Origin of the sequence: Saccharopolyspora elongata, from assembly GCF_004348985.1 — a bacterium.
Taxonomy (GTDB): domain Bacteria; phylum Actinomycetota; class Actinomycetes; order Mycobacteriales; family Pseudonocardiaceae; genus Saccharopolyspora; species Saccharopolyspora elongata.
Genome location: NZ_SMKW01000061.1, coordinates 37,578 through 58,402, shown reverse-complemented (window position 1 = coordinate 58,402; position 20,825 = coordinate 37,578). Strand labels below are relative to the sequence as shown.

Genomic DNA, 20,825 nt, shown 5'->3' with positions numbered 1-20,825 from the left:
GGGACGGGGTGTGGGGTCAGGTGAGGCGGGTGACGTCGAGGCCGCCGTCGGCGTGCTGCTTGCGGAGGCGTTTCTTGTCGAACTTGCCGACGCTGGTCTTCGGCGCTTCCGGGATGAACGTCCAGTACTCCGGCACCTGCCACTTCGCCACCTCGCCCGCGAGGAAGTCGCGCAGCTCGGCCGCCTCCACCTGCTGACCCTCGCGGAGCACCACCGCGACCAGCGGACGCTCGGACCACTTCTCGTCCGGCACGCCGATGACCATCGCCTCGGCCACCGCCGGGTGCCCCATCACCTTGTTCTCCAGGTCGACCGACGAGATCCACTCGCCGCCCGACTTGATCACGTCCTTGGCCCGGTCCGTCAGCTGCACGAACCCGTCCGGCGTGATGAACCCCACGTCCCCGGTGCGCAGCCAGCCGTCGTGGAACTTCTCCGGATCGTCGTCGCCGTAGTACGCCCCGGCGATCCACGGCCCGCGGACCTCCAGCTCGCCGACGCTCTCGCCGTCCCACGGCAGCACCGCGCCGTCGTCGCCGACCAGCCGGCCCTGCACGCCGGCGGGCAGGCGCCCCTGGCTGGCGCGGTAGGTCCAGCGCTGCTCGTCGGTGACGCCTTCCGGCGGCCGGGCCACGCTGCCCAGCGGCGACGTCTCGGTCATGCCCCACGCGTGCAGCACCGAGATGTCGTACTTCTCGTCGAACGCCTTCATCAGCGACGGCGGGCACGCCGCGCCGCCGACCACGACCTCGCGCAGCGAGGACACGTCGTGCGGGTCGGCCTCGAGGTGCTGCAGCACGCCCTGCCAGATCGTCGGCACCGCCGCGGCCATCGTCGGGCGCTCCGCCTCGATCATCTTCAGCAGCGGTTCGGGCTGCAGGAACCGGTCCGGCATGATCATCGACGCGCCGACCATGAACGCCGCGTACGGCAGGCCCCACGACATCGCGTGGAACATCGGCACCACGGCCAGCGACCGGTCCGCCTGCGACAGGGCCATCCCGTCGGTCATGCACACCTGCATCGAATGCAGGTAGATCGACCGGTGCGAGTAGACGACGCCCTTCGGGTTGGCGGTGGTGCCGGAGGTGTAGCACATGGCGGCGGCCGAGCGTTCGTCGATCTCCGGCCAGTCGAACTCCTCCGGCTGTCCGGCCAGCAGTTCCTCGTAGTCGTGCACCGCCACCCCGGCCGGCGCCTCCAGCGCGGCCTTGGCGCCGCCGGTGACGATCACGTGCCGCACCGTCTTCAGCTCCGGCAACAGCTTCTGGAACAGCGGCAGCAGCGTCGCGTCGACCAGCACGACCTGGTCCTCGGCGTGGTTGGCGACGTAGACGAGCTGCTCGGGGAACAACCGGATGTTCAGGGTGTGCAGCACGGCGCCCATCGACGGAACCGCGAAGTACGCCTCCAGGTGCTCGGCGTTGTTCCACATGAACGTGCCGACCCGCTCGTCGCCGGTCACGCCGAGGCCGCGCAGCGCGTGCGCCAGCTGCGCGGTCCGGCGGCCCACCTCCGCGAAGCTGCGCCGCCGCGCCCCCTCGCCGGTCCACGTCACGACTTCCGCGGACGCGCCGTGCGGCCCGCTGCCCTGCTGGAGGATCCGAGCGATCGAAAGCGGGCCGTCCTGCATCGTGCTGAACATGATCAGAGCTCCTTTGGGCTGGTCATTCAGGCGCGAAAGATCGCTCGGCCGTGGCGGGCGTTGTGGTGGCAGACACAGTAGCGGCTGGAATCGACGTTCGGGAGGGTCGGCCACGCAGCGTGGTCTGGCACCCTGAGCGGCATGACGACGATCGCCGTACTCGGAGCCGGAAAGATCGGGGAATCCCTGCTGTCGGGGCTGCTGAAGGCGGGGCGCGCCCCGTCGGACTTGCTGTTCACCGAGCGGTTCCCGACGCGCGCGGAGGAGCTGACCAAGACCTACGGCATCACGCACGTCGACGTGCCCGGTGCCGTGCAGCGCGCGGACGTCATCATCGTCGCCGTCAAGCCGCAGGACATCGAGCCGCTGCTGGACGAGATGGCGCCGAACCTGCCCAGCGGCAAGCTCGTGGTGTCGCTGTGCGCGGGCCTGCCGACGAAGCTGTTCGAGCGCCGGTTGCCCGAGAGCACCGCGGTCGTCCGGGTCATGCCGAACACCCCGATGCTGGTCGGCGAGGCGATGAGCGCGATCTCCGGCGGCGCGCACGCCTCGGACGCAGACCTGGCGCTCGTCGAGGATCTGCTCGGCAGCGTCGGCAAGGTCGCGCGAGTGCCCGAGAGCCAGCAGGACGCGGTGACGGCGCTGTCCGGCTCGGGGCCGGCGTACTTCTTCTACCTGGTCGAAGCCATGATCGACGCCGGCATCCTGCTGGGCATCCCGCGGGCCACCGCCGCGGACCTGATCGTCCAGTCCGCGGTCGGCGCGGCGGCGATGCTCCGCGAGGGCGGCGGCCATCCGGTGATGCTGCGCGAGGCGGTCACCTCCCCGGCGGGCACGACCATCGCGGGCATCCGCGAACTGGAGAAGCACGGCGTGCGCGCGGCGCTCATCGACGCCATCGAGGCGGCCCGCGACCGGTCCGTCGAGCTCGGCAAGGCCCACGAGACCGACGAACCAGCCTGACGGCCGGCGCTCGTCCGGCGCCGATTTCGCGCGAAATCGGCGTTCCCCACGCCTGGCGGAGGGCGATTTCGCGCGAAATCGCCATCCGGCGCCGCGACCGCATCGCGTCGAGCGCGAGGTGGTGCGAACTACTCAGGGCCAAGGGGGACGTTCGTCCATCGCAGGTGTCCCGTGTGTCCCGCTACTCTCGATAGAGCACGTGCGTGAGGTTTCCGTCGGAGGGGAAGCCGACGGCGCGACACGTGCCGAAGGGCACGGTGAAGCATGTCTGCTAACTCCGAACCCAGCCAACAGGCGCCACCGAGCATGGGTCAGGTGCGGTTCCTCACCGTCGCAGAGGTCGCAAAGCTGATGCGGGTGTCGAAGATGACCGTCTACCGGCTCGTGCACGCGGGCGAGTTGCCCGCAGCACGTGTGGGGCGTTCGTTTCGGGTCGCCGAGAAGGACGTCCACGCGTACCTGGAAAGCGCCTACTACAACGCGGGCTGAGATCGCCCGGCCGACCGTTTGCGCAGGTGACCGGCCGCGAGCCCAACGGGCGGCCGATGGCGGCCCGGACGGCTCGCGCGCCCGGTCGGCGGTGTCCGGCGGCGTTTCGAGGACCACGGCGGAAGGCCCGGAGACCTGCGGGTAAAGTTTTGGGTTGGTCGTGCCAGGTGTGCGTGCTCATGCGGCTGCACCGGTGCGGGAGACGTTCGAACTGCCGTCAAGAGTGAAGGAGTCCGCATGGGCTCGGTCATCAAGAAGCGCCGTAAGCGCATGTCCAAGAAGAAGCACCGCAAGCTGCTCCGCAAGACGCGCGTTCAGCGTCGCAAGTTGGGCAAGTGACCTGCGCACCGCCGCCGGCCGATGGTCGGCGGCGGTTGTTTTTTGCCGGTCGGCCCGGTGCGCGCGGCCGACTCGCTCCGGTAACCCGAACGCCGCGGTAAGCGGCGCGTTCGGCGGTAGCATCGCAGTCGGCGAGCGTGCCGGAGAGCGCAGGGAGATGCAGTGGGCCCGAATGTCGTGCTGGTGACGGGGGTCAGCCGGTTCCTGGGCGGGCATCTCGCCGCGCGACTGGCGGCCGATCCCTCGGTGCAGCGGGTCCTCGGCGTCGACACCGTGCAGCCCGGCCGCGATCTGCTGCGGCGGATGGGGCGCACCGAGTTCGTCCGCGCCGACATCCGGAACCCGCTGATCAGCAAGGTCATCGCGAACGCCCAGGTCGACACCGTGGTGCACGCGGCGGTCAACTCCCACTCCGGGCCCGGCGGACGGGCCACGACGAAGGAGATGAACGTCATCGGCACCATGCAGCTGCTGGCCGCCTGCCAGCAGTCGCCGCTGGTGCGCAAGGTGGTGGTCCGGTCGACCTGCGCGGTCTACGGGTCGAGCTCGCGGGACCCGGCGGTGTTCACCGAGGAGATGGAGCCCAAGGACCTGCCGTCGTCCGGCTACGCCAAGGACGCGGTGGAGATCGAGGGCTACGTGCGCGGCTTCGGCCGGCGGCGGCCCGACGTCGACATCACCACGCTGCGCTTCAGCAACCTGATCGGCCCGCGCATCGACGCCGTGCTGGCCCGCTACTTCGCGCTGCCGGTGGTGCCGACCGTGCTCGGGTTCGATGCGCGGCTGCAGATGCTGCACTCCGAGGACGCGCTGGCGGTGCTGGAGCGGGCGACGATGATGGACCGGCCGGGCGTGTTCAACGTGGCCGGTGACGGCGTGCTGATGCTCTCGCAAGCGATCCGGCGCGCCGGGCGCGTCGCGATGCCGCTGCCGAGCACGGCGGTGCTGCCGCTGGCCCAGTTCTTCCGCAGCGCCCGGCTGGTCGACTTCTCGCCGGAGCAGCTGCGATACCTCAACTTCGGCCGGGTGCTGGACACCACGAGGCTCCGTGAGGAGTTCGGGTTCACCCCGCGCTGGACCACCCAGCAGGCGTTCGACGACTTCGTGCGCGGCCGGGGCCTGCGGCCGGTGGTCGACAAGGAGAACATCCTGGCGCTGGAGCGCGGCGCCGGGGACCTGCTGGCGAAGCTGCGGTGACGGAGGCGGCATGAGCGACGGTCGCGTCCGACCGGGTGCGGGGGCGTGATGGCGGATGCGCAGGTGATCCCGCTGCGCGCGGCGGACCGGGAGCAGCTGGAGGCCGCGAAACCAGCGGAACCCGGCTGGGAGGACGCCGTCATCGACGCGCTGGCGTTCGCTCGTCGGCGGTTGCTCGGCGACTACCAGGTCGACGAGTTCGGCTTCGACCAGGAGCTGACCGACGAGGTGTTACTCCGGCTCCTGCGGCCGGTCTACGAGAAGTGGTTCCGGGTCGAGGTGATCGGCGGCCACCACGTGCCCGTCGACCGCGGCGCGCTGGTGGTGGCCAACCACTCCGGCACGCTGCCGTGGGACGCGCTGATGACCACGGTCGCGCTGCACGACCACGTCCAGGCGCCCCGCCACCTGCGGATGCTCGGCGCCGACCTGGTGTTCTCGATGCCGGTGCTCGGCCCGCTGGCCCGCAAGGCCGGGCACACGCTTGCCTGCAACCCGGACGCGGAGCGGTTGCTGACCAACGGCGAGCTGGTCGGGGTGTGGCCGGAGGGCTTCAAGGGCATCGGGAAGTCGTTCAAGGACCGGTACAAGCTGCAGCGCTTCGGACGCGGCGGGTTCGTCTCGGCCGCGCTGCGCACCGGCGCGCCGATCGTGCCCTGCTCGATCGTGGGCGCCGAGGAGATCTACCCGAAGCTGGCGGACATCAAGCCGCTGGCGCGGTTGCTCGGCGTGCCGTACTTCCCGGTCACGCCGTTCTTCCCGCACTTCGGGCTGCTGGGGGCGGTGCCGCTGCCGTCGAAGTGGTACATCGAGTTCGGCGAGCCGATCGAGACCTCGTCGTTCCCGGAGGGCGCGGCGGACGACCCGATGCTGGTGTTCAGCCTCAGCGACCAGGTCCGCGAGATCATCCAGCAGACCCTCTACCGCCTGCTCTCCCAACGCACCAACGTCTTCCTCGGCTGACCGCGGTTTCAATTGAAACTGGGCTCAACCTGGTGAGTGCGTCGGTGGTTGCCAGTTTCAATTGAAACTGGCGTTGCAGGGCGCCGGGGCCAGGGATTGTAAGGCGGTCGTCGGGTCGGTGCCGCGTTGCGGACCGGGTCGTCCGTTGTTCTATTTGTGCTGGTGAACGTGCTTTTTCCGTGAGCTCGAACGCGGAAATCCGGACAGCTACCAGACGAAGCGGACGGTGCGTGATGAGCTACCCCTCGGCCTTCGGATCCCAGGATCCCTTCGCGGATCTGCTCAACAGGTTCTTCGGCATGTCGCCGATGACGTCGCCGCCCGCCGTGCAGCGAGTGCCGATCGGCCGGCTGCTCAGCGAATCCGCCACCGAGCTGATCGGCAAGGCGTCCGGGCGCGCGAAGCAGGACGGCAGCGACGACCTGGACACCGAACACCTGCTGTGGGCGGCGACGCAGGTGGAGCCGTCCCGCAGCCTGCTGGTCCAGGCCGGGGCCGAACCGGACCACCTCGCTTCGCGGATCGCCGAGGTGCTGCCCGGCGCCAGCGCCGAGCCCTCGGCGAGCCCGGGGCTGACGCCCGCCGCGAAGCGCGCGCTGATCGGCGCGCACGCGCGATCCCAGGCGGCGGAGAAGTCCTACATCGGGCCCGAGCACATCCTGGCCGCCCTGCTCGACGATCCGGACTCGGCGGCGGTCAAGCTGCTGGACTCCTACGAGATCAACACCCGCAAGCTCCGCGACCGGGTCGACCGCGCCGCGACCACCGACAACATCCCGACGACCGCGGGCAGCGACACCCCGACGCTGGACGAGTACAGCCGGGACCTCACCGAAGAGGCCCGCGCGGGCAAGCTGGACCTGGTCGTCGGGCGCGCCGACGAGATCGAGCAGACCGTGGAGATCCTTTCCCGGCGCAGCAAGAACAATCCCGTGCTCATCGGCGAACCCGGCGTCGGCAAGACCGCGATCGTCGAGGGGCTGGCGCAGCGCGTCATCGCCGGCGACGTCCCGGAAACCCTGCAGGACAAGCGGGTTCTCGCGCTCGACATGACCGGCCTGGTGGCCGGCGCGCAGTACCGCGGCGAGTTCGAGCAGCGGCTGAAGAAGGTGATCGACGAGGTCCGCGCCGCCGAGGGCTCGGTGATCCTGTTCATCGACGAGATGCACACCATCGTCGGCGCCGGGGCCGGCGGCGAGAGCAGCATGGACGCGGGCAACATCCTCAAACCCGCGCTGTCCCGGGGAGAACTGCACGTCATCGGGGCCACCACGATCGACGAGTACCGCAAGCACGTGGAGAAGGACGCCGCGCTGGAACGCCGGTTCCAGCCGGTCCTGATCGCGGAGCCCACCGTCGAGGAGACCATCCAGATCCTGCAGGGCTTGCGCGACTCCTACGAGGCGCACCACGGCGTCCGCTTCTCCGACGAGGCGCTCTCCTCGGCCGCCACCCTCTCCGACCGCTACATCAGCGACCGCTACCTGCCGGACAAGGCGATCGACCTGATGGACCAGGCGGGCGCGCGGGTGCGGCTGCGGTCGGTCAGCCGCAGCGGCGACGTCCGGGAGCGCGAGGACCGGATGGCCAGGCTGCGCCGCGAGAAGGATCAGGCCGTCGACGCCGAGGACTACGACCGGGCCCGCGAGCTCAAGGAGCAGATCGAGGACCTGGAAGGGGAGATCGCCGGGATCAGGGAGCGGCGCGAAGGCGTCGCGGACGTGACGACCCAGGACATCGCGGAGGTGCTGTCGAAGCGCACCGGCATCCCCGTCGCGCAGCTGACCGAGGACGAGAAGCACCGCCTGCTGCGGCTGGAGGAGGCCCTGCACGAGCGGGTCGTCGGCCAGGACGAGGCGGTTCTGGCAGTGGCGGAGGCGGTCCGCCGCAACCGGGCCGGGATGGCGCACCCGGACCGTCCCATCGGGTCGTTCCTGTTCCTGGGGCCGACCGGCGTCGGCAAGACCGAGCTGGCGAAGGCGCTCGCGGAGCTGATGTTCGGCGACGAGCACAAGCTGATCCGCTTCGACATGAGCGAGTTCCAGGAGAAGCACACCGTGTCCCGGCTGGTCGGGGCCCCGCCCGGCTACGTCGGCTACGAGGAAGCCGGGCAACTGACCGAGAAGGTCCGCAGGCAGCCCTACAGCGTGCTGCTGTTCGACGAGATCGAGAAGGCGCACCGGGACGTGTTCAACACGCTGCTGCAGGTGCTCGACGACGGCCGGCTGACCGACGCCCAGGGCCGCACCGTGGACTTCCGCAACACCGTGGTGATCATGACGAGCAACGTGGGCGCCCAGCGGATCCTGGCCCACGAGGGCGACGTGGACGGCATCCGCGACGAGCTGATGGACGACCTGCACGCGAAGTTCGCGCCGGAGTTCCTCAACCGCATCGACGAGACGATCGTCTTCCACCGGCTGACCGAGGACGACCTGTCGCAGATCGTCGACCTGATGCTGGACCGCAGCCGCCGCCTGCTGCGCGCCCAGGAGATCGACCTGGAGGTCACCGAGGCGGCCAAGAAGTGGCTGACCCGGCGCGGGTTCAAGCCGGAGTTCGGGGCGCGGCCGCTGCTGCGCACCATCCAGACGCAACTGGACAACCGGATCTCCAAGCTGCTGCTGCGCGGCGAGGTCCAGCCGGGCGACACGATCCTCGCCTCGATCGAGGACGACGAGCTGACCTGCACCCTGGCCCGGCCGCACGAAGCGGACGTCCCGCAGCAGGCCGGGGACAAGGCGCCCGAATCGAGCAAGGTCTGAGCCTTGCAGAGGCTCTTGCGGAGCTTGTCCAACGCGGCGCTTTCGCGCGAAAGCGGCGTTCTCCACGCCTGCGGGCGACGGTTTCGCGCGAAAACGCCGCTTCGCCCACAACACCGGGAATCGCCCCCACCACGGCCGAGCGCGGCGAAGCCACCCGGAGCGGTGGTCTGGGCGGTTCGGAAGTGCGCCGGTTCGAATCCCGTGGGAAGGATGGATCATGAGTAGCCTTTCGGATGATCCCACCCCGGCGGTGGCCGACCGGCTGGCGAAGCTGGCCTGGGAGTCCGTGCTCGTCGTCGGCCTCTGCTCATTGGTCGTCGGCGTGCTGGCGCTGGTCTGGCCGCGGGCGACGCTGATCGTCATCGGCGTGCTGTTCGGCGTCTACCTGCTGGTCAGCGGCGTGCTGCAGATCGTCGCGGCGTTCGGCACGCACGTGACGGCGGCGATCAGGGTGCTGGCGTTCATCAGCGGCGCGCTGTCGATCCTGCTGGGCTTGCTGTGCTTCCGGGGCGAGATGCAGTCGATCCTGTTCCTGGGCCTGTGGATCGGCATCGGCTGGCTGTTCCGCGGCGTCACCCAGACGACCGCGTCGATCGCCGACCGGGCGATGCCCGCGCGCGGCTGGCAGATCTTCATGGGCATCGTCACGGCCCTGGCGGGGATCGTGCTGATGGTGTCGCCGCTGGCGTCGGTGGCGCTGCTGGTCCTGTTCGGCGGGTTCTGGCTGGTCGTCCTCGGCATCGTGGAGATCATCACCGCGTTCCGGATCCGCTCCGCCGCGAAGCGGCTCGCCGCGTCCGGATGACGCCGATGACCGGACGCGCGAGCGGGAGGGGCGCGCCCGGCCTTCGGATGGGCCGGTGCGGTGGGCGGGGATGCCATCGCACCGGTCCGGTTTTCGCGTGGCCGCCGTCGGTGCGTGCGGTCATGCTTTCGCCGAGTCCAATCCGCTACCGGTGGGGAGAATCCGATGAGTTCCCGGCTCAACCCGTACATCAGCTTCGACGGCGACGCCCGGCAGGCGATGGAGTTCTACAAGAGCGTGTTCGGCGGCAACCTCACGTTGAGCACCTTCGGTGAGTTCGGCGCCCCGGACCCGAGCAGCGCGGACAAGGTCATGCACGCGATGCTCGAGACCGACAGCGGCTTCACGCTCATGGCCTCCGACACGCCGCCGGGCATGGAGCACAAGCCGGGCACCAACATCTCGGTGAGCATCAGCGGCGACTCGGAGGACGAGCTGCGCGGCTACTGGGCGAAGCTGGCGGAGGCGGGCACGGTGGCGGTGCCGCTGGAGAAGCAGATGTGGGGCGACACGTTCGGCATGTGCGTGGACCGGTTCGGCATCGGCTGGATGGTGAACATCGCCGGCTCGTGACGGCGCAGGCCTCGTGAGCGGTCGTTCCGGTAAGAACCGGAAGGATCGCTCACGACCGGTCGCGGCGGCGGTAGGCGAGGCCGGCCGCTACCGCTCCCGCGATGGCGCTGGCCCCCATGATCGAGTTCAGGCCGATCCGCGCCGCCTTGCGGCCCGTCCGGAAGTCCCGGACCTCCCAGCCGCGGGCCCGGGCGATGTCGCGCAGGCGCTGGTCCGGGTTGACGGCCACCGCCGTGCCCACCGCCGACAGCATCGGGATGTCGTTGGCCGAGTCCGAGTAAGCCGTGCAGCGCCGCAGGTCCAGGCCTTCGCTGGCGGCCATCGCCCGCACCGCGTGCGCCTTCGCGCGCCCGTGCAGCATCTCGCCGACCAGTCGGCCCGTGTACACGCCGTCGGAGCTCTCCGCGACCGTGCCCAGCGCGCCGGTCAGCCCGAGCCGCCGCGCGATGATCTGCGCCAGCTCCACCGGGGTCGCCGTCACCAGCCACACCCGCTGGCCCGCGTCGAGGTGCATCTGGGCCAGCGCCCGGGTGCCCGCCCAGATCCGGTCCGCCATCAGCTCGTCGTAGATCTCCTCGCTGAGCTCCACCAGTTCGGAGACCTTGCGGCCGGCCACGAACGACAGCGCCTGCTCCCGGCTGGCCTGCATGTCCTGCGGGTTCTCCCGGCCGCCGACCCGGAACTTCAGCTGCTGCCAGGCGAACCCGGCCAGGTCGGTGGCGGTGAGGAACTTGCGGGCGGCGAGTCCGCGGGCGAAGTGGAACAGCGAGGCGCCCATCATCATCGTGTTGTCGACGTCGAAGAACGCCGCGGCGGTGAGGTCGGGCGGGGTGGCCAGCGAGCCGTCCGGGACCGGCGCGGCGGCGACGGCGGCCTCGGCAGACGCGCGACCGGCCACCTTCGCGCTATCGATCGGATCGGAATCGGGCGCGCGCGAGCTCTGGTCCGCGCCATCGGCTGAGCCTTGACGTGTCGGCACCGCCGCGCCTCCCGGGGGTCCTCCGGTGTTGTCGTGCGAAGTTCCAGGTCTTGCCGACCCGGGCCGAACCGGCTCAGCAGGCCTCTAGCTTAAGACCTGGCCGCAACCGAACTTGCGCACCTCCGCCGTGGCGTGGTGGTCCGCGATTCCGGCGGAAACCGGGCCTCAGGTTTCCGCCGGAATCGCGGCGGGAGGTCAGCGGAGGTCGTCGGGCAGCAGTTGCGCCAGCCGGCGGATCGCGCGGTGCTGGAGGGCTTTGACCGCCCCCTCGTTGCGCTGCATCGCGACCGCCGTCTCGGTCACCGACAGGCCCTGCAGGAACCGCAGCCGGATGCATTCGCGCTGGTCGGGATTGAGCTGCCGAACGCAGCTGAGCAGCTCTCGGTGGGTCGCCTCGGTGAGCACGTGCTGTTCCGGGCCGAAGTGCGTCCGGCCGACCGGCAGGTTGTCGGTGACGTCGGAGGTGGGGATCTCCAGCCGGTTCCGGCTGGACTTGATGTGGTCGAGGATGAGGTTCTTGGCGATGGTGATGAACCAGGCCGCCACGTCGCGGCCCTGGTAGCTGATGGAGGCGATCCGGCGCAGCGCGCGCAGGAACGTCTCGCTGGTGATGTCCTCGGCCAGGCAGTGGTCGCTGACCCGGAACAGCACGTACCGGTAGACGATCTGGGCGTACTCGTCGTAGAGGTGGCCGAAGGCGTCGTTGTCGCCCTCCTGCGCGGCGCTGACGTACGCCCAGCTCTCGGTGCCCGGCCGGGGCACCGGTCGGGTGACCGGGGCGTCGACGCTGCGGAAGGGTGCGGCCGGGGCGGGGGGTGCGAGCGTCTTCGGGCTGCTCATCTCTTGCGACCTCCTGCCGTCGTTGGCGGACCGGCGTGGTGCAGGTGGGACGCACCGGTGCCGGTGTCATGTCGCGGTGTCCGGCGGACACCCGCCTCCGGTCGGCCGACGGGGCTCCGACGGCCTGGTGACGCCGGGGGCGTGGGCGTTGGAGGAGCAGCATACGTGTTGTTACTCGGAAGTAGGTAGTGCTACTCGGTGACGGTGTGGTTACGTAACGTGTTCAACTGCGGCGCGACGCTTAACTCCGACAGGTGATTTTGGACACTTGACCAGCGCGGTCGGTGTCGTGTCGCCCGCCGGTCCGCTCGGTACCTTGGAGGCCGCGAAGTCGGCCCGAATTTCTCCCTGGAGCGAAGGCATGCACGAGGTGACGGTGATGACCCGCGAGGGTTGCCACTCCTGCGCGGACGCGATCTCCGACGTGCGGCGGATCTGCGCAGAGCTCGACGTGCAGTGGTCTGCGCAGGACGTGGACGCCGACCCGGAACTGCGCGCGGAGTACGGAGACCGGGTCCCGGTGATCTTGATCGATGGAGTCGAGCACGGCTACTGGAAGGTCGAGGAGGACCGCTTCCGCCGGGCCCTGGCCCGCTGACCCGTGATCTTGCCCGGCGTCGGCGCGGGTTGCCGCCATCACGTGCTCCAGACCACGCGTTTTGGCACGTCGGGGGGCTATCGGCAATGATGGCGGGGAAGGCCTGCGCCTCCGGCGGAGTCCGGCCCTGCGACTTTGTGCATGCGTTCACAAATTAGTTACGGTGTACGGGTCGGGTCGCCGGATTCTCGGTGTGGATCAGCGGATCAGGTGTCGAGCCGTCGGATGCCGGCGGCGTTCGCGGATGACGCCGGGGTAGCCGGTCGGCAGCCCGGCCGGTGTCGGAGCCCCCAACCTGAGCAGCGATGCCGGGAAGTGGGCGACGACCGCCGCGCCCCCGGGTGCGGACGGGCGGGCAGGCCAAAGCAGCAGGTAGGGCGAGGGAGATCCAGCGTGACGGCCCACGGAGCGGACGTGCAGGACGGTGACGGGCAGGCCGAGGCCGATTCCCGGACCGACTCCAAGCAGTCGCCGGCGATCGAGGTCCCCGCGGCTCGGGAGCGCGCCAGGGCGATCCCGGAAGCCGCCGTCGCCCGGCTCGCGGTCTACCTGCGGGCCCTTTCCGCTCTCGCCGAGCAGAACGTGGGCACGGTCTCCAGCGACGAGCTGGCCGTCGCCGCCGGGGTCAACTCCGCGAAGCTGCGCAAGGACCTCTCCTACATCGGTTCCTACGGCACCCGCGGCGTCGGCTACGAGGTCGCGGTGCTCATCGGCCAGATCGAGCGCACCCTGGGCCTGACCCGCAAGCACAGCGTCGCGGTGGTCGGGATCGGTAACCTCGGCCACGCGCTGGCCAACTACGGCGGCTTCCCCGGCCGCGGCTTCCCGGTCTCCGCGCTGTTCGACCTCGACCCGGACCTGGTCGGCGTGCCGGTCGGCGGCATCCCGGTCAGCCACATCGACGAGATCGTCGAGGTGTGCGCCGACCGCGAGGTCACCATCGGCGTCATCGCCACGCCCGTGCAGGGCGCGCAGGAGGTCTGCGATCGTTTGGTCGCCGGCGGCGTTACGTGCATCCTGAACTTCGCGCCCGTCGTGCTGCAGGTCCCCGAAGACGTCGAGGTGCGCAAGGTCGACCTGGCGGTGGAGATGCAGATCCTGTCGTTTCACGTGGCCCGACGTCAGCAGGAAGCGGCGGCGGAAGCCGGCCGATCCGATGTGGACGGTGCGGACATCGGTCCGCCGGGCGGCGGCGATCGGGTGTCGGGTGAGGTCGAATCGGCGGACAGGATGGTGGAACGGCTGTGAACCTGCTCACCGTCGGGATTTCCCACCACAGCGCCCCGGTGCGGGTGCTGGAGCGCGTCGCGATCGGCGGCGATGACGTCCCCAAGCTCCTCGGCGAACTGCTGCAGCGCGAGCACATCTGCGAGGCGTTCATCATCTCGACCTGCAACCGGGTCGAGGTCTACGCGGTCGCGGAGACCTTCCACGGCGGCCTGGACGACGTGACGTCCGTGCTCGCCCGGCACGCGGGGGCGGAGGTCGGCGAGCTCGCCGACCACCTCTACGTCTACTACGCGGGCGCCGCGGTGGAGCACCTGTTCTCGGTGTCCGCGGGCCTGGACTCGATGGTCGTCGGCGAGGCGCAAATCCTCGGCCAGCTGCGGCAGGCCTACGGCACCGCCGACGAGAACGGCACCGTCGGCAAGACGCTGCACGAGCTCGCGCAGCAGGCGCTGCGCGTCGGCAAGCGGGTGCACGCCGAGACCGGCATCGACGCCGAAGGCGCGTCGGTGGTCTCCGAGGCGCTCGCCGACGCCGAGGTCGCGCTCGACGGCCTGGCCGGGCGCAGCGCGCTGGTGGTCGGCGCGGGCTCGATGGGCGGCCTGGCCTCCGCGCAGCTCAAGCGCGCCGGCATCGGCGAGGTCGTGATCGCCAACCGCACCGCGGCCAACGGCGAACGGCTGGCCTCGTCGCTGCGCGCCGACGGCGTCGCCGCCCGCACCGCCGACCTCACGGACCTCAGCAGCGCGATCGCCGCGGCCGACCTGGTAGTGGCCTGCACCGGCGCGATCGGCGCGGTGGTGACCGAAGACGTGGTCGCGGCGGCGCTGACCGTCCGCGACGACCGCCCGCTGCTGTGCTGCGACCTCGGCCTGCCCCGGGACATCGCGCCCGAGGTGGCCGGGCTGCCCGGCGTGACCGTCGTCGACCTGGAGAGCCTGCAGCAGCGGCTGTCGGACAAGCAGGGCGGCAACGAATCCGAGCGGGCCGCGCAGATCGTCGCCGAGGAACTGCGCAACTACCTCGCCGCGCAACGCTCGGCCGAGGTGACTCCGACCGTGACCGCGCTGCGCAAGCGCGCCGCCGAGGTCGTGGACGGCGAATTGCTGCGACTCGACTCGCGGCTGCCTGAACTGGACGGCGACGTGCGCGACGAACTGGCGCGCACCGTCCGTCGCGTGGTGGACAAGCTCCTGCACACGCCGACGGTCCGGGTCAAGCAACTCGCGTCGGTGCCCGGCGGTGCCGGGTACGCCGACGCGCTCCGAGAGCTCTTCGAACTCGATCCGCAGACGACTGCCGTGCTCGGCACCCCGCAGGCCGACGAGAGCCTGCCCGGCGGGGTCACCGTCGCCCAGGCGCGGCTGCGCGGTCGAGCAGAACAGGACGGTGAGGACCGTTGAACAAGACCCTCCGCATCGGCACCCGCGGCAGCGCCCTGGCGATGGCGCAGTCGTCGAATGTCGCCGAGGAGCTGGAGAAGGCGGGCTATCCGACCCAGCTGGTCACCGTGAAGACCCCCGGCGACCTCTCGATGGCGCCGATCGCCGAGATCGGTGTCGGCGTGTTCACCTCGGCGCTGCGCGAAGCGCTGGCCGCCGGCGAGGTGGACGTCGCGGTGCACTCCTTCAAAGACCTGCCGACCGAACCGGACCCCCGGTTGTCGCTGGCGGCTGTCCCGGTCCGGGAGGACCCGCGGGACGCGCTGGTGGCACGGGACGGTCTGACGCTCGGCGAATTGCCCCCGGGGTCCGTTGTGGGCACCGGTTCGCCGCGCCGCGCCAGCCAGCTCCGGGCCCTCGGCCTGGGGCTGGAGGTGCGCGGCATCCGCGGCAATGTGGACACCCGCCTGCGGAAGGTGACCGACGGTGAGCTGGACGCCGTCGTGCTCGCCCGAGCCGGGCTGGCCCGTGTGGGCCGGCTTGCGGTGATCACGGAAACGCTCGATCCACTGCAGATGCTGCCCGCGCCCGCCCAGGGTGCGCTCGCAGTGGAATGCCGCGTCGATGACGTGGACACCGAGCACCTGCTGCAGTCCGTTTTGGACGATCAGGCCAGCCGCGCCGCGGTGGCCGCCGAGCGCGCCATGTTGTCCGCGCTCGAAGCGGGCTGTAGCGCGCCGGTCGGCGCGCTGGCCGAAGTGGTGGATGACCTCGACGAGGACGGGCGCGTGGCGCTGCGGCTGTCCGTGCGAGGGGTGGTGGCGACCGACGACGATCAGTTGGTGCGCGCCTCCGCCACTGGTGAGACGACCGCCGCCGAGCAACTGGGCCGGGAGTTGGCCGCCCAGTTGCTGGAAGCCAGGGCCGCTTTGCTCAGCGGACCTGGCAGTAGTTGATGGGGAGTGCCCTGATGACCCGAGCACGTAAGACCCCCGGACGGATTGCTTTCGTGGGCTCCGGTCCCGGTGACGCGGGACTGCTCACCGTTCGGGGCCGGGACGTGATCACCCGCGCTTCGCTGCTGGTGACCGACCCGGACGTACCCGCCGACATCGTCGGCCAAGCAGCCGACGGCGCCGAGGTCCGCCCCGCCGTGGGCGACCCGGCGGACGTGGCCAAGGACCTGGCGAACGAGGCCGCGATCGGTCGCACCGTGGTGCGGTTGGTCGCGGGCGACCCGCTGACCGCCGACGCGGTGGTCCGCGAGGTCCAGGAGGTCGCCAAGACCGGCGCCGCCTTCGACATCATCCCCGGCGTCGCCGGCGGCAGCGCGGTTCCGGCCTACGCCGGCGTCGCGCTCGGCGCGGTGCACACCGAGGTCGATGTCCGCGGCGACGTGGACTGGGCATCGCTGGCCGCGGTGCCCGGAGCGTTGGTGCTGCACACCACCGGCAGCCACTTGGCCGAGGCCGCCTCGCGCCTGGTCGAGCACGGCAGGCCGGCGACGACTGCCGTGGCGGTGACCGCCTCCGGCACCACCGTGCAGCAGCGCACGATCGACACGACGCTGGCCTCGCTGGCGGCCGACGCGGGTGAGCTGCAGGGCCACCTGGTGGTGACCATCGGCGACATCGTGTCCGAGCGCGGCAAGCTGTCCTGGTGGGAGTCGCGCGCCCTGTACGGCTGGAAGGTCCTGGTCCCGCGCACCAAGGAGCAGGCCGGCGTGATGAGCGACCGGCTGTGGTCGCACGGCGCCGTCTCGCACGAGGTGCCGACGATCTCCGTCGAGCCGCCGCGCAGCCCCGCGCAGATGGAGCGCGCGGTCAAGGGCCTGGTCGACGGCCGCTACCAGTGGGTGGTGTTCACCTCGGCGAACGCTGTCCGCGCGGTGTGGGAGAAGTTCGGCGAGTTCGGGCTGGACGCCCGGGCTTTCTCCGGCGTGAAGATCGCCTGCGTCGGCGAGGCCACCGCGGAGAAGGTCCGCTCCTTCGGGATCATCCCGGAGCTGCTGCCTTCCGGCGACCAGTCCAGTGAGGGCCTGCTGCAGGAGTTCCCGCCGCACGACGACATCCTCGACCCGGTCGACCGGGTGCTGCTGCCGCGGGCGGACATCGCCACCGAGACGCTGTCGGCCGGGCTGCGCGAGCGTGGCTGGGAGGTCGACGACGTGACGGCCTACCGCACCGTCCGCGCCGCGCCGCCGCCGGCCGAGACTCGCGAGATGATCAAGACCGGCGGGTTCGACGCGGTGTGCTTCACCTCGTCGTCCACCGTCCGGAACCTGGTCGGCATCGCGGGCAAGCCGCACGCCCGGACGCTGGTGGCGTGCATCGGCCCGAACACCGCGGAGACCGCGAAGGAGTTCGGCCTGCGGGTCGACGTCCAGCCGGAGATCCCGCGGGTGGAGGACTTGGTGGACGCGCTGGCAGAGCACGCGGCCCGGCTCCGCGCGGAGGGCGCGCTGCCGCCGCCGCGCAAGGCCAAGCGGGCTCGCCGCAGCTGATTTTCCGAGTGGAGGGCGCCTCCGACCGATCCGGTCGGAGGCGCCCTTTGCTTTGCCCGGGCACCTGGAGCGGTGTCCGGGGGCGTGAGTGTTTTGGGCTGCTACAGCGCTCCAAGCACTCACGACTCGTCGCCGGCGGAAACGCCGACCGCAGACGTCCGTGGCAGCGGTTCGGGGCCGAGATCATCCGGCGGGGTGACGTTGAGCGAGCCCACCCTGGAAAGCGCGCTCACCCTCGGCCTCAAGCCGGTCGGCGTCGCCTCCGTGCCGCCAGCAGGGCGTCGCACCCCACCCGGTCGAGAAGAGCGCGGACGCGAAGGTCGCGTCCAAGTCGTGCTGGACGAGGTCGTGCGCGCCCTGCGCGGCTGAGCTCAGGGCCGGTCGCCGGTGGACGACCTCCGCAATTTCAATGGAAGTTGCGGACCACCGGCGCGTCGCCCACGACACACCGACACCTGTGGACAACTTCCGCAATTTCAATGGAAATCAGACCTCTGATTTCCATTGAAATTGCGGATCGGTGGGGGTTACGAGCGGCCCCCGGCGGCTGGCCCCGGAGCAGCAGCCGCGCCAGGTAGGCGCCGCCGACGGACGCGGTGACACGCCCACCGTCGGGGCCCCAGGTCCGAGACCGACAGCAGCACCGCGCGGTGGGGAAATTGACCAGCACCCGGGTGAACGCACATTTCCCGCGAAATCGTCGCCCTGCGCTCACGCTGTAGCGGGGCTTCGCTGGGCGCGGCGCTAGTCGATCTGCTCCTGGATCCAGTCGGCGATGACGTCCACTCTGGACGTGATCTCCGGCTGGGCGTGCGGGCAGTCCGGCCCGCCGCTCTCGACCGACACCAGCGCGTCCGCACCGGGGCCGCGGTTCTCGAAGTAGGGCGCCCCGGAGTCGGTGGGGCAGGCGCTGGTGTCGGGGCTCGGCCAGCTGCCGGTGACGGTCGTGATGGCGTCCTGCACGTCGTGCACCTGGACCTTGCCGACCTGCAGGTGGGTGGCGGGCTCGGTCGCGTCGGCCGACTCCTGGCCCCAGCCGGCCAGCACCAGGGTTTCCCCGGGCCGGGGCGGCGTCGAGCGCAGGGCCAGGGGCCGCACGTCGTCGATCGGCTCGGCGAGCCGGACGACCGCGACGTCGTTCACCGGCGACTGCCGGACCTCCACCACCTCCACCTCGTGGCCCTCGTCCTCGTCGGCGTCCTCGGTGCGCCCCACGATCGCGGTCGTCGGGTACGGGGTGGGGCCGCTGACCGGCTTGCGGTCGACGTCGTGGAAGCAGTGCCCGGCGGTGATCACCCACTGCGGATCGATCAGCGCGCCCGAGCAGGCGCTGTCGTACTTGCTGCCGTCGGGCTTGGGGATGTCGGTCATCAGGAACTTCACGGCGAACGGGAAGGCGCCGTCCGCGGCGTCCCGGGCGTTGGCCACCGCACCAGCGGGCACGGACATCGCCACGCCCACCCCGACGGCGGCGGCAGCGGCGACGACCCCGGCGATCACCTTGGGCCGCAGTACTCGTAACACGGCAATCCTCCGAATCCTGGAGAGCGCGCAGATCGGCTTGCGTAGCGGGATCTCAGCGGCCGCCTCGACCCCGGGAGGGGTGGGCGCCGCGAACCCGCGGCGGCTCCGATCGCGGGGTGCGCGGAAGCGGCCTCGCCGCTTTCCCGTCGTCGACTCCACCGCAGCGCCCCGCCGCTTCCGATCCGCGCGGGCTCTTGTTCGCATTGGTCCCGTTGCGGAGTCGACATCAACTGCGGCCGGGACGGCTAGCCGATTGGTGAATTTCCGGGAGGTCCCTCACGAACTCGTGAGCGCGTTGTTACCCGCGCCCCGGTTGGTGCGGGGTTTCCCCGCCGGGGCCGGGTCTCCTTTCCGGGACCTGCCGAATGCTCGCGTGCGCCGACGAGCCGCGCGATCTCCGGCTGCACCTCTCGGTCGGTCGCTACGAGCGGAGCATGGTCGACGACACCCGCGAACTGCACGGGCACCGCGTGGCGCTGACCGCGTGGGCGGGCACGAGTTCATCTGCTGGCGCGGGTGCCTCGCGGACGGCCTGCAGGAACTCACTCGCCCCTGAAGACCTCGTCGATGCCGTTGCGCTTGCAGAACTCGGTCAGCTTCCCGGGGTCGGCGAAGAGGTAGGTGGTCGATGGTTCCCGACCTCGACGAACCGGCGCGGGTCGCTCGGGTCGGCCGGGCGCAGGGCCTGGGCCATCCCGGCGGTCACCTCGATGTCGAGGTAGTCGCCGTTGTCGTCGGTCGCCCAAGAGTGCGACGAACCGCGGTGGGTGACCGCAGCAGCCGTGGTCCAGCCGCCGCGATGCGGAGGATGCCGAGCGTGGCTGCGGCGCTTCGGTGCAGCGCCTCGTCGTCGGAACCCAGCATTTCCAGCAGCCACGGGGTGAGCAGATCTTCGTGCTCGGCGAGCGCCGCCGCCCTGGACTCGTCCGCGCCGATCCGGAGGGCGACCGCAGTGTCATCCCAGCAAGCGGGGTCGGCCACCAGGCCGGCGAGCAGATCGCCGGCGGCCTCGTCCCGAAGGCGAGTATCGCGACCAGGCGAGACGGCCGAGCGGTCAAGTCCTGCTCCTGTGCAGCTGGTCGAACAGATGTGTGGAAGCTAGCAATCACCAGGCGCGAGGAACCGGCTTTTGAAGGGGAATGGCCGGTCGGTGCGTGGGGAGGGGAACGCACCGACCGGCCCGCGAGAGCCGGGGGACGTCGGGGTCGTCAACCGTCCGGCCCGAGGCTCGATCAGATGCGGTAGAGGGAGTCCAGGACCCGCTGTTGCAGGTCGAGCGGCGGCATCTCTGGTGCGTCGACAGGTGGCTGAGGCTCGAGCTCGAGTTCCCGGAGCCGGTGCCTGCCGCTGTGCTCGCGCTGTTGTCGCTCCGCCTCGACATGCGCGATCAACTGCCACACCGTCAAAGCCCCATCGCCGCCTCCGGCGTGCTGGCCGTAGACGGCGAAGGCTCGCCATGCCCATCCGGAGATGGTCAGCGCGGTGCAGAGGCCGGCGGTGAGGACGAACAGCGAGGTCATCAGCATTCCCTTTCGGTGATGGGATCAGTTCACGGAGTCGCCGGGAATCCACAGCTCGCTCGGGCGGCAGAGGGCGAGCGCCGGTGCTCCCGGCGAGCCGTGGGGAGGTAGGCCGAGCAGTTCCATCACGACGTCGGCAACCGCGCCCCGGGCGTGCCACAGCGGCGGCGGCGAGGCGTGGAACTCCAGGTCGTCGACCCTGATCCGAGCCGCTAAGGCGTCGAAGGCCGACCGCGCCAGGTACATGTCCATCGCGCCGTCCAGCACCCGAAACCCCTGCACGGCAAGGACTCCGTCGAGCGTCGGCAGGTACGAGAACCGGAACCCGGCCCGAACGCTCGCTTCGACGGCCCCCAAATGCGGCCGCAACCACGCCTCCGCCTGCTCGATAGAGCCCACGTGTCCTCCCCGTTTCCGCTCCCGTGCGTTCCGCGAGAAGTCGGCAGTGACAACCTGTATCGGTGAGTGCCGAAGTGATTACAGATCGTCACTGATCGACAAGATGAAACGGTA

At 70.6% G+C, this 20,825-nt stretch carries 22 protein-coding genes; 15 read left to right on the top strand and 7 right to left on the bottom strand.

Features of this window, described 5'->3' with window-relative positions; all coding sequences use genetic code 11:
- Positions 1-16: 16 nt before the first annotated feature.
- Positions 17-1,645: a long-chain fatty acid--CoA ligase gene (locus E1288_RS33600; protein WP_132492452.1), complete on the bottom strand. Its 1,629-nt coding sequence runs from the start codon at positions 1,643-1,645 to the stop codon at positions 17-19.
- A 141-nt stretch (positions 1,646-1,786) separates the two neighbouring features.
- Here E1288_RS33600 and proC point away from each other — a divergent pair, with 141 nt between their 5' ends.
- From proC to E1288_RS33560, 8 genes are all read left to right on the top strand, one after another.
- Positions 1,787-2,608: a pyrroline-5-carboxylate reductase gene (gene proC, locus E1288_RS33595; protein ID WP_132492450.1), complete on the top strand. Its 822-nt coding sequence runs from the start codon at positions 1,787-1,789 to the stop codon at positions 2,606-2,608.
- Between the two features lie 264 nt (positions 2,609-2,872).
- Positions 2,873-3,097, top strand: coding sequence for a helix-turn-helix domain-containing protein (locus E1288_RS33590; protein WP_029535864.1), 225 nt, complete (start codon positions 2,873-2,875; stop codon positions 3,095-3,097).
- 237 nt (positions 3,098-3,334) lie between these two features.
- A complete protein-coding gene (locus E1288_RS33585) occupies positions 3,335-3,436 on the top strand; it encodes a 30S ribosomal protein bS22 (protein ID WP_010241351.1) in 102 nt (33 codons plus the stop codon).
- A 162-nt stretch (positions 3,437-3,598) separates the two neighbouring features.
- Positions 3,599-4,633, top strand: a complete 1,035-nt coding sequence (locus tag E1288_RS33580) for an NAD-dependent epimerase/dehydratase family protein (RefSeq protein ID WP_132492448.1) — start codon at positions 3,599-3,601, stop codon at positions 4,631-4,633.
- Between the two features lie 48 nt (positions 4,634-4,681).
- Entirely contained in the window at positions 4,682-5,596 is a 915-nt protein-coding gene (locus E1288_RS33575; protein ID WP_132492446.1) for a lysophospholipid acyltransferase family protein, read from the top strand.
- 233 nt (positions 5,597-5,829) lie between these two features.
- A complete protein-coding gene (locus E1288_RS33570; protein WP_132492444.1) occupies positions 5,830-8,361 on the top strand; it encodes an ATP-dependent Clp protease ATP-binding subunit in 2,532 nt (843 codons plus the stop codon).
- 217 nt (positions 8,362-8,578) lie between these two features.
- Complete coding sequence (locus E1288_RS33565; protein WP_132492442.1) at positions 8,579-9,166, top strand: HdeD family acid-resistance protein; 588 nt, start codon at positions 8,579-8,581, stop codon at positions 9,164-9,166.
- Between the two features lie 165 nt (positions 9,167-9,331).
- A complete protein-coding gene (locus tag E1288_RS33560; protein ID WP_132492440.1) occupies positions 9,332-9,739 on the top strand; it encodes a VOC family protein in 408 nt (135 codons plus the stop codon).
- A gap of 49 nt (positions 9,740-9,788) precedes the next feature.
- Here the strand turns inward: E1288_RS33560 and E1288_RS33555 are convergent, their stop codons facing one another.
- Together E1288_RS33555 and E1288_RS33550 are read right to left on the bottom strand one after the other, a co-directional pair.
- Complete coding sequence (locus E1288_RS33555) at positions 9,789-10,652, bottom strand: HAD family hydrolase (RefSeq protein ID WP_235883984.1); 864 nt, start codon at positions 10,650-10,652, stop codon at positions 9,789-9,791.
- A 261-nt stretch (positions 10,653-10,913) separates the two neighbouring features.
- Positions 10,914-11,558 carry a sigma-70 family RNA polymerase sigma factor gene (locus E1288_RS33550; RefSeq protein ID WP_132492436.1) on the bottom strand — a complete coding sequence of 215 codons (645 nt, stop codon included), beginning with the start codon at positions 11,556-11,558 and terminating at the stop codon, positions 10,914-10,916.
- Between the two features lie 361 nt (positions 11,559-11,919).
- On the opposite strand from E1288_RS33550, the gene E1288_RS33545 reads away from it, so the two are divergent.
- The 6 genes from E1288_RS33545 (at position 11,920) to E1288_RS47355 (ending at position 17,637) form a co-directional block, all read left to right on the top strand.
- Complete coding sequence (locus tag E1288_RS33545) at positions 11,920-12,156, top strand: glutaredoxin family protein (RefSeq protein WP_132492434.1); 237 nt, start codon at positions 11,920-11,922, stop codon at positions 12,154-12,156.
- Between the two features lie 393 nt (positions 12,157-12,549).
- Positions 12,550-13,404 carry a redox-sensing transcriptional repressor Rex gene (locus tag E1288_RS33540; RefSeq protein WP_132492432.1) on the top strand — a complete coding sequence of 285 codons (855 nt, stop codon included), beginning with the start codon at positions 12,550-12,552 and terminating at the stop codon, positions 13,402-13,404.
- The gene (locus tag E1288_RS33535; protein WP_132492430.1) at positions 13,401-14,786 is read left to right on the top strand and encodes a glutamyl-tRNA reductase; all 1,386 of its coding nucleotides are present in this window, start codon (positions 13,401-13,403) and stop codon (positions 14,784-14,786) included. Before E1288_RS33540 ends, E1288_RS33535 begins: the two co-directional genes overlap by 4 nt.
- Positions 14,783-15,721, top strand: coding sequence for a hydroxymethylbilane synthase (gene hemC, locus E1288_RS33530; RefSeq protein ID WP_132492428.1), 939 nt, complete (start codon positions 14,783-14,785; stop codon positions 15,719-15,721). The genes E1288_RS33535 and hemC overlap by 4 nt, the downstream gene beginning before the upstream one ends.
- A gap of 14 nt (positions 15,722-15,735) precedes the next feature.
- Entirely contained in the window at positions 15,736-17,268 is a 1,533-nt protein-coding gene (locus E1288_RS33525; protein WP_132492426.1) for a bifunctional uroporphyrinogen-III C-methyltransferase/uroporphyrinogen-III synthase, read from the top strand.
- A gap of 195 nt (positions 17,269-17,463) precedes the next feature.
- On the top strand, positions 17,464-17,637 hold the full coding sequence (locus E1288_RS47355; RefSeq protein WP_165968395.1) for a hypothetical protein: 174 nt from the start codon (positions 17,464-17,466) through the stop codon (positions 17,635-17,637).
- A gap of 375 nt (positions 17,638-18,012) precedes the next feature.
- On the opposite strand, the gene E1288_RS33520 is transcribed toward E1288_RS47355, so the two are convergent.
- Positions 18,013-18,717 carry a S1 family peptidase gene (locus E1288_RS33520; protein WP_235883983.1) on the bottom strand — a complete coding sequence of 235 codons (705 nt, stop codon included), beginning with the start codon at positions 18,715-18,717 and terminating at the stop codon, positions 18,013-18,015.
- 440 nt (positions 18,718-19,157) lie between these two features.
- On the opposite strand from E1288_RS33520, the gene E1288_RS33515 reads away from it, so the two are divergent.
- The gene (locus E1288_RS33515; RefSeq protein ID WP_132492424.1) at positions 19,158-19,514 is read left to right on the top strand and encodes a hypothetical protein; all 357 of its coding nucleotides are present in this window, start codon (positions 19,158-19,160) and stop codon (positions 19,512-19,514) included.
- Here E1288_RS33515 and E1288_RS33510 read toward each other — a convergent pair.
- The 3 genes from E1288_RS33510 to E1288_RS33500 form a co-directional block, all read right to left on the bottom strand.
- On the bottom strand, positions 19,495-19,773 hold the full coding sequence (locus tag E1288_RS33510) for a hypothetical protein (RefSeq protein ID WP_132492422.1): 279 nt from the start codon (positions 19,771-19,773) through the stop codon (positions 19,495-19,497). The genes E1288_RS33515 and E1288_RS33510 overlap by 20 nt on opposite strands.
- Positions 19,774-20,024: 251 nt before the next feature.
- The gene (locus E1288_RS33505) at positions 20,025-20,312 is read right to left on the bottom strand and encodes a hypothetical protein (protein ID WP_132492420.1); all 288 of its coding nucleotides are present in this window, start codon (positions 20,310-20,312) and stop codon (positions 20,025-20,027) included.
- Positions 20,313-20,336: 24 nt separating this feature from the next.
- Positions 20,337-20,711, bottom strand: a complete 375-nt coding sequence (locus tag E1288_RS33500) for a hypothetical protein (protein ID WP_235883982.1) — start codon at positions 20,709-20,711, stop codon at positions 20,337-20,339.
- Between the last annotated feature and the right edge of the window lie 114 nt (positions 20,712-20,825).

What these genes read in the sequence shown, in the direction of transcription:
- E1288_RS33600 (WP_132492452.1), bottom strand. Translation starts at nt 1,645, where the DNA reads ATGTTCAGCACGATGCAGGACGGCCCGCTTTCGATCGCTCGGATCCTC.
- proC (WP_132492450.1), top strand. Translation starts at nt 1,787, where the DNA reads ATGACGACGATCGCCGTACTCGGAGCCGGAAAGATCGGGGAATCCCTG.
- E1288_RS33590 (WP_029535864.1), top strand. Translation starts at nt 2,873, where the DNA reads ATGTCTGCTAACTCCGAACCCAGCCAACAGGCGCCACCGAGCATGGGT.
- E1288_RS33585 (WP_010241351.1), top strand. Translation starts at nt 3,335, where the DNA reads ATGGGCTCGGTCATCAAGAAGCGCCGTAAGCGCATGTCCAAGAAGAAG.
- E1288_RS33575 (WP_132492446.1), top strand. Translation starts at nt 4,682, where the DNA reads ATGGCGGATGCGCAGGTGATCCCGCTGCGCGCGGCGGACCGGGAGCAG.
- E1288_RS33570 (WP_132492444.1), top strand. Translation starts at nt 5,830, where the DNA reads ATGAGCTACCCCTCGGCCTTCGGATCCCAGGATCCCTTCGCGGATCTG.
- E1288_RS33565 (WP_132492442.1), top strand. Translation starts at nt 8,579, where the DNA reads ATGAGTAGCCTTTCGGATGATCCCACCCCGGCGGTGGCCGACCGGCTG.
- E1288_RS33560 (WP_132492440.1), top strand. Translation starts at nt 9,332, where the DNA reads ATGAGTTCCCGGCTCAACCCGTACATCAGCTTCGACGGCGACGCCCGG.
- E1288_RS33550 (WP_132492436.1), bottom strand. Translation starts at nt 11,558, where the DNA reads ATGAGCAGCCCGAAGACGCTCGCACCCCCCGCCCCGGCCGCACCCTTC.
- E1288_RS33545 (WP_132492434.1), top strand. Translation starts at nt 11,920, where the DNA reads ATGCACGAGGTGACGGTGATGACCCGCGAGGGTTGCCACTCCTGCGCG.
- E1288_RS33525 (WP_132492426.1), top strand. Translation starts at nt 15,736, where the DNA reads ATGACCCGAGCACGTAAGACCCCCGGACGGATTGCTTTCGTGGGCTCC.
- E1288_RS33520 (WP_235883983.1), bottom strand. Translation starts at nt 18,717, where the DNA reads ATGTCCGTGCCCGCTGGTGCGGTGGCCAACGCCCGGGACGCCGCGGAC.
- E1288_RS33515 (WP_132492424.1), top strand. Translation starts at nt 19,158, where the DNA reads ATGCTCGCGTGCGCCGACGAGCCGCGCGATCTCCGGCTGCACCTCTCG.
- E1288_RS33505 (WP_132492420.1), bottom strand. Translation starts at nt 20,312, where the DNA reads ATGACCTCGCTGTTCGTCCTCACCGCCGGCCTCTGCACCGCGCTGACC.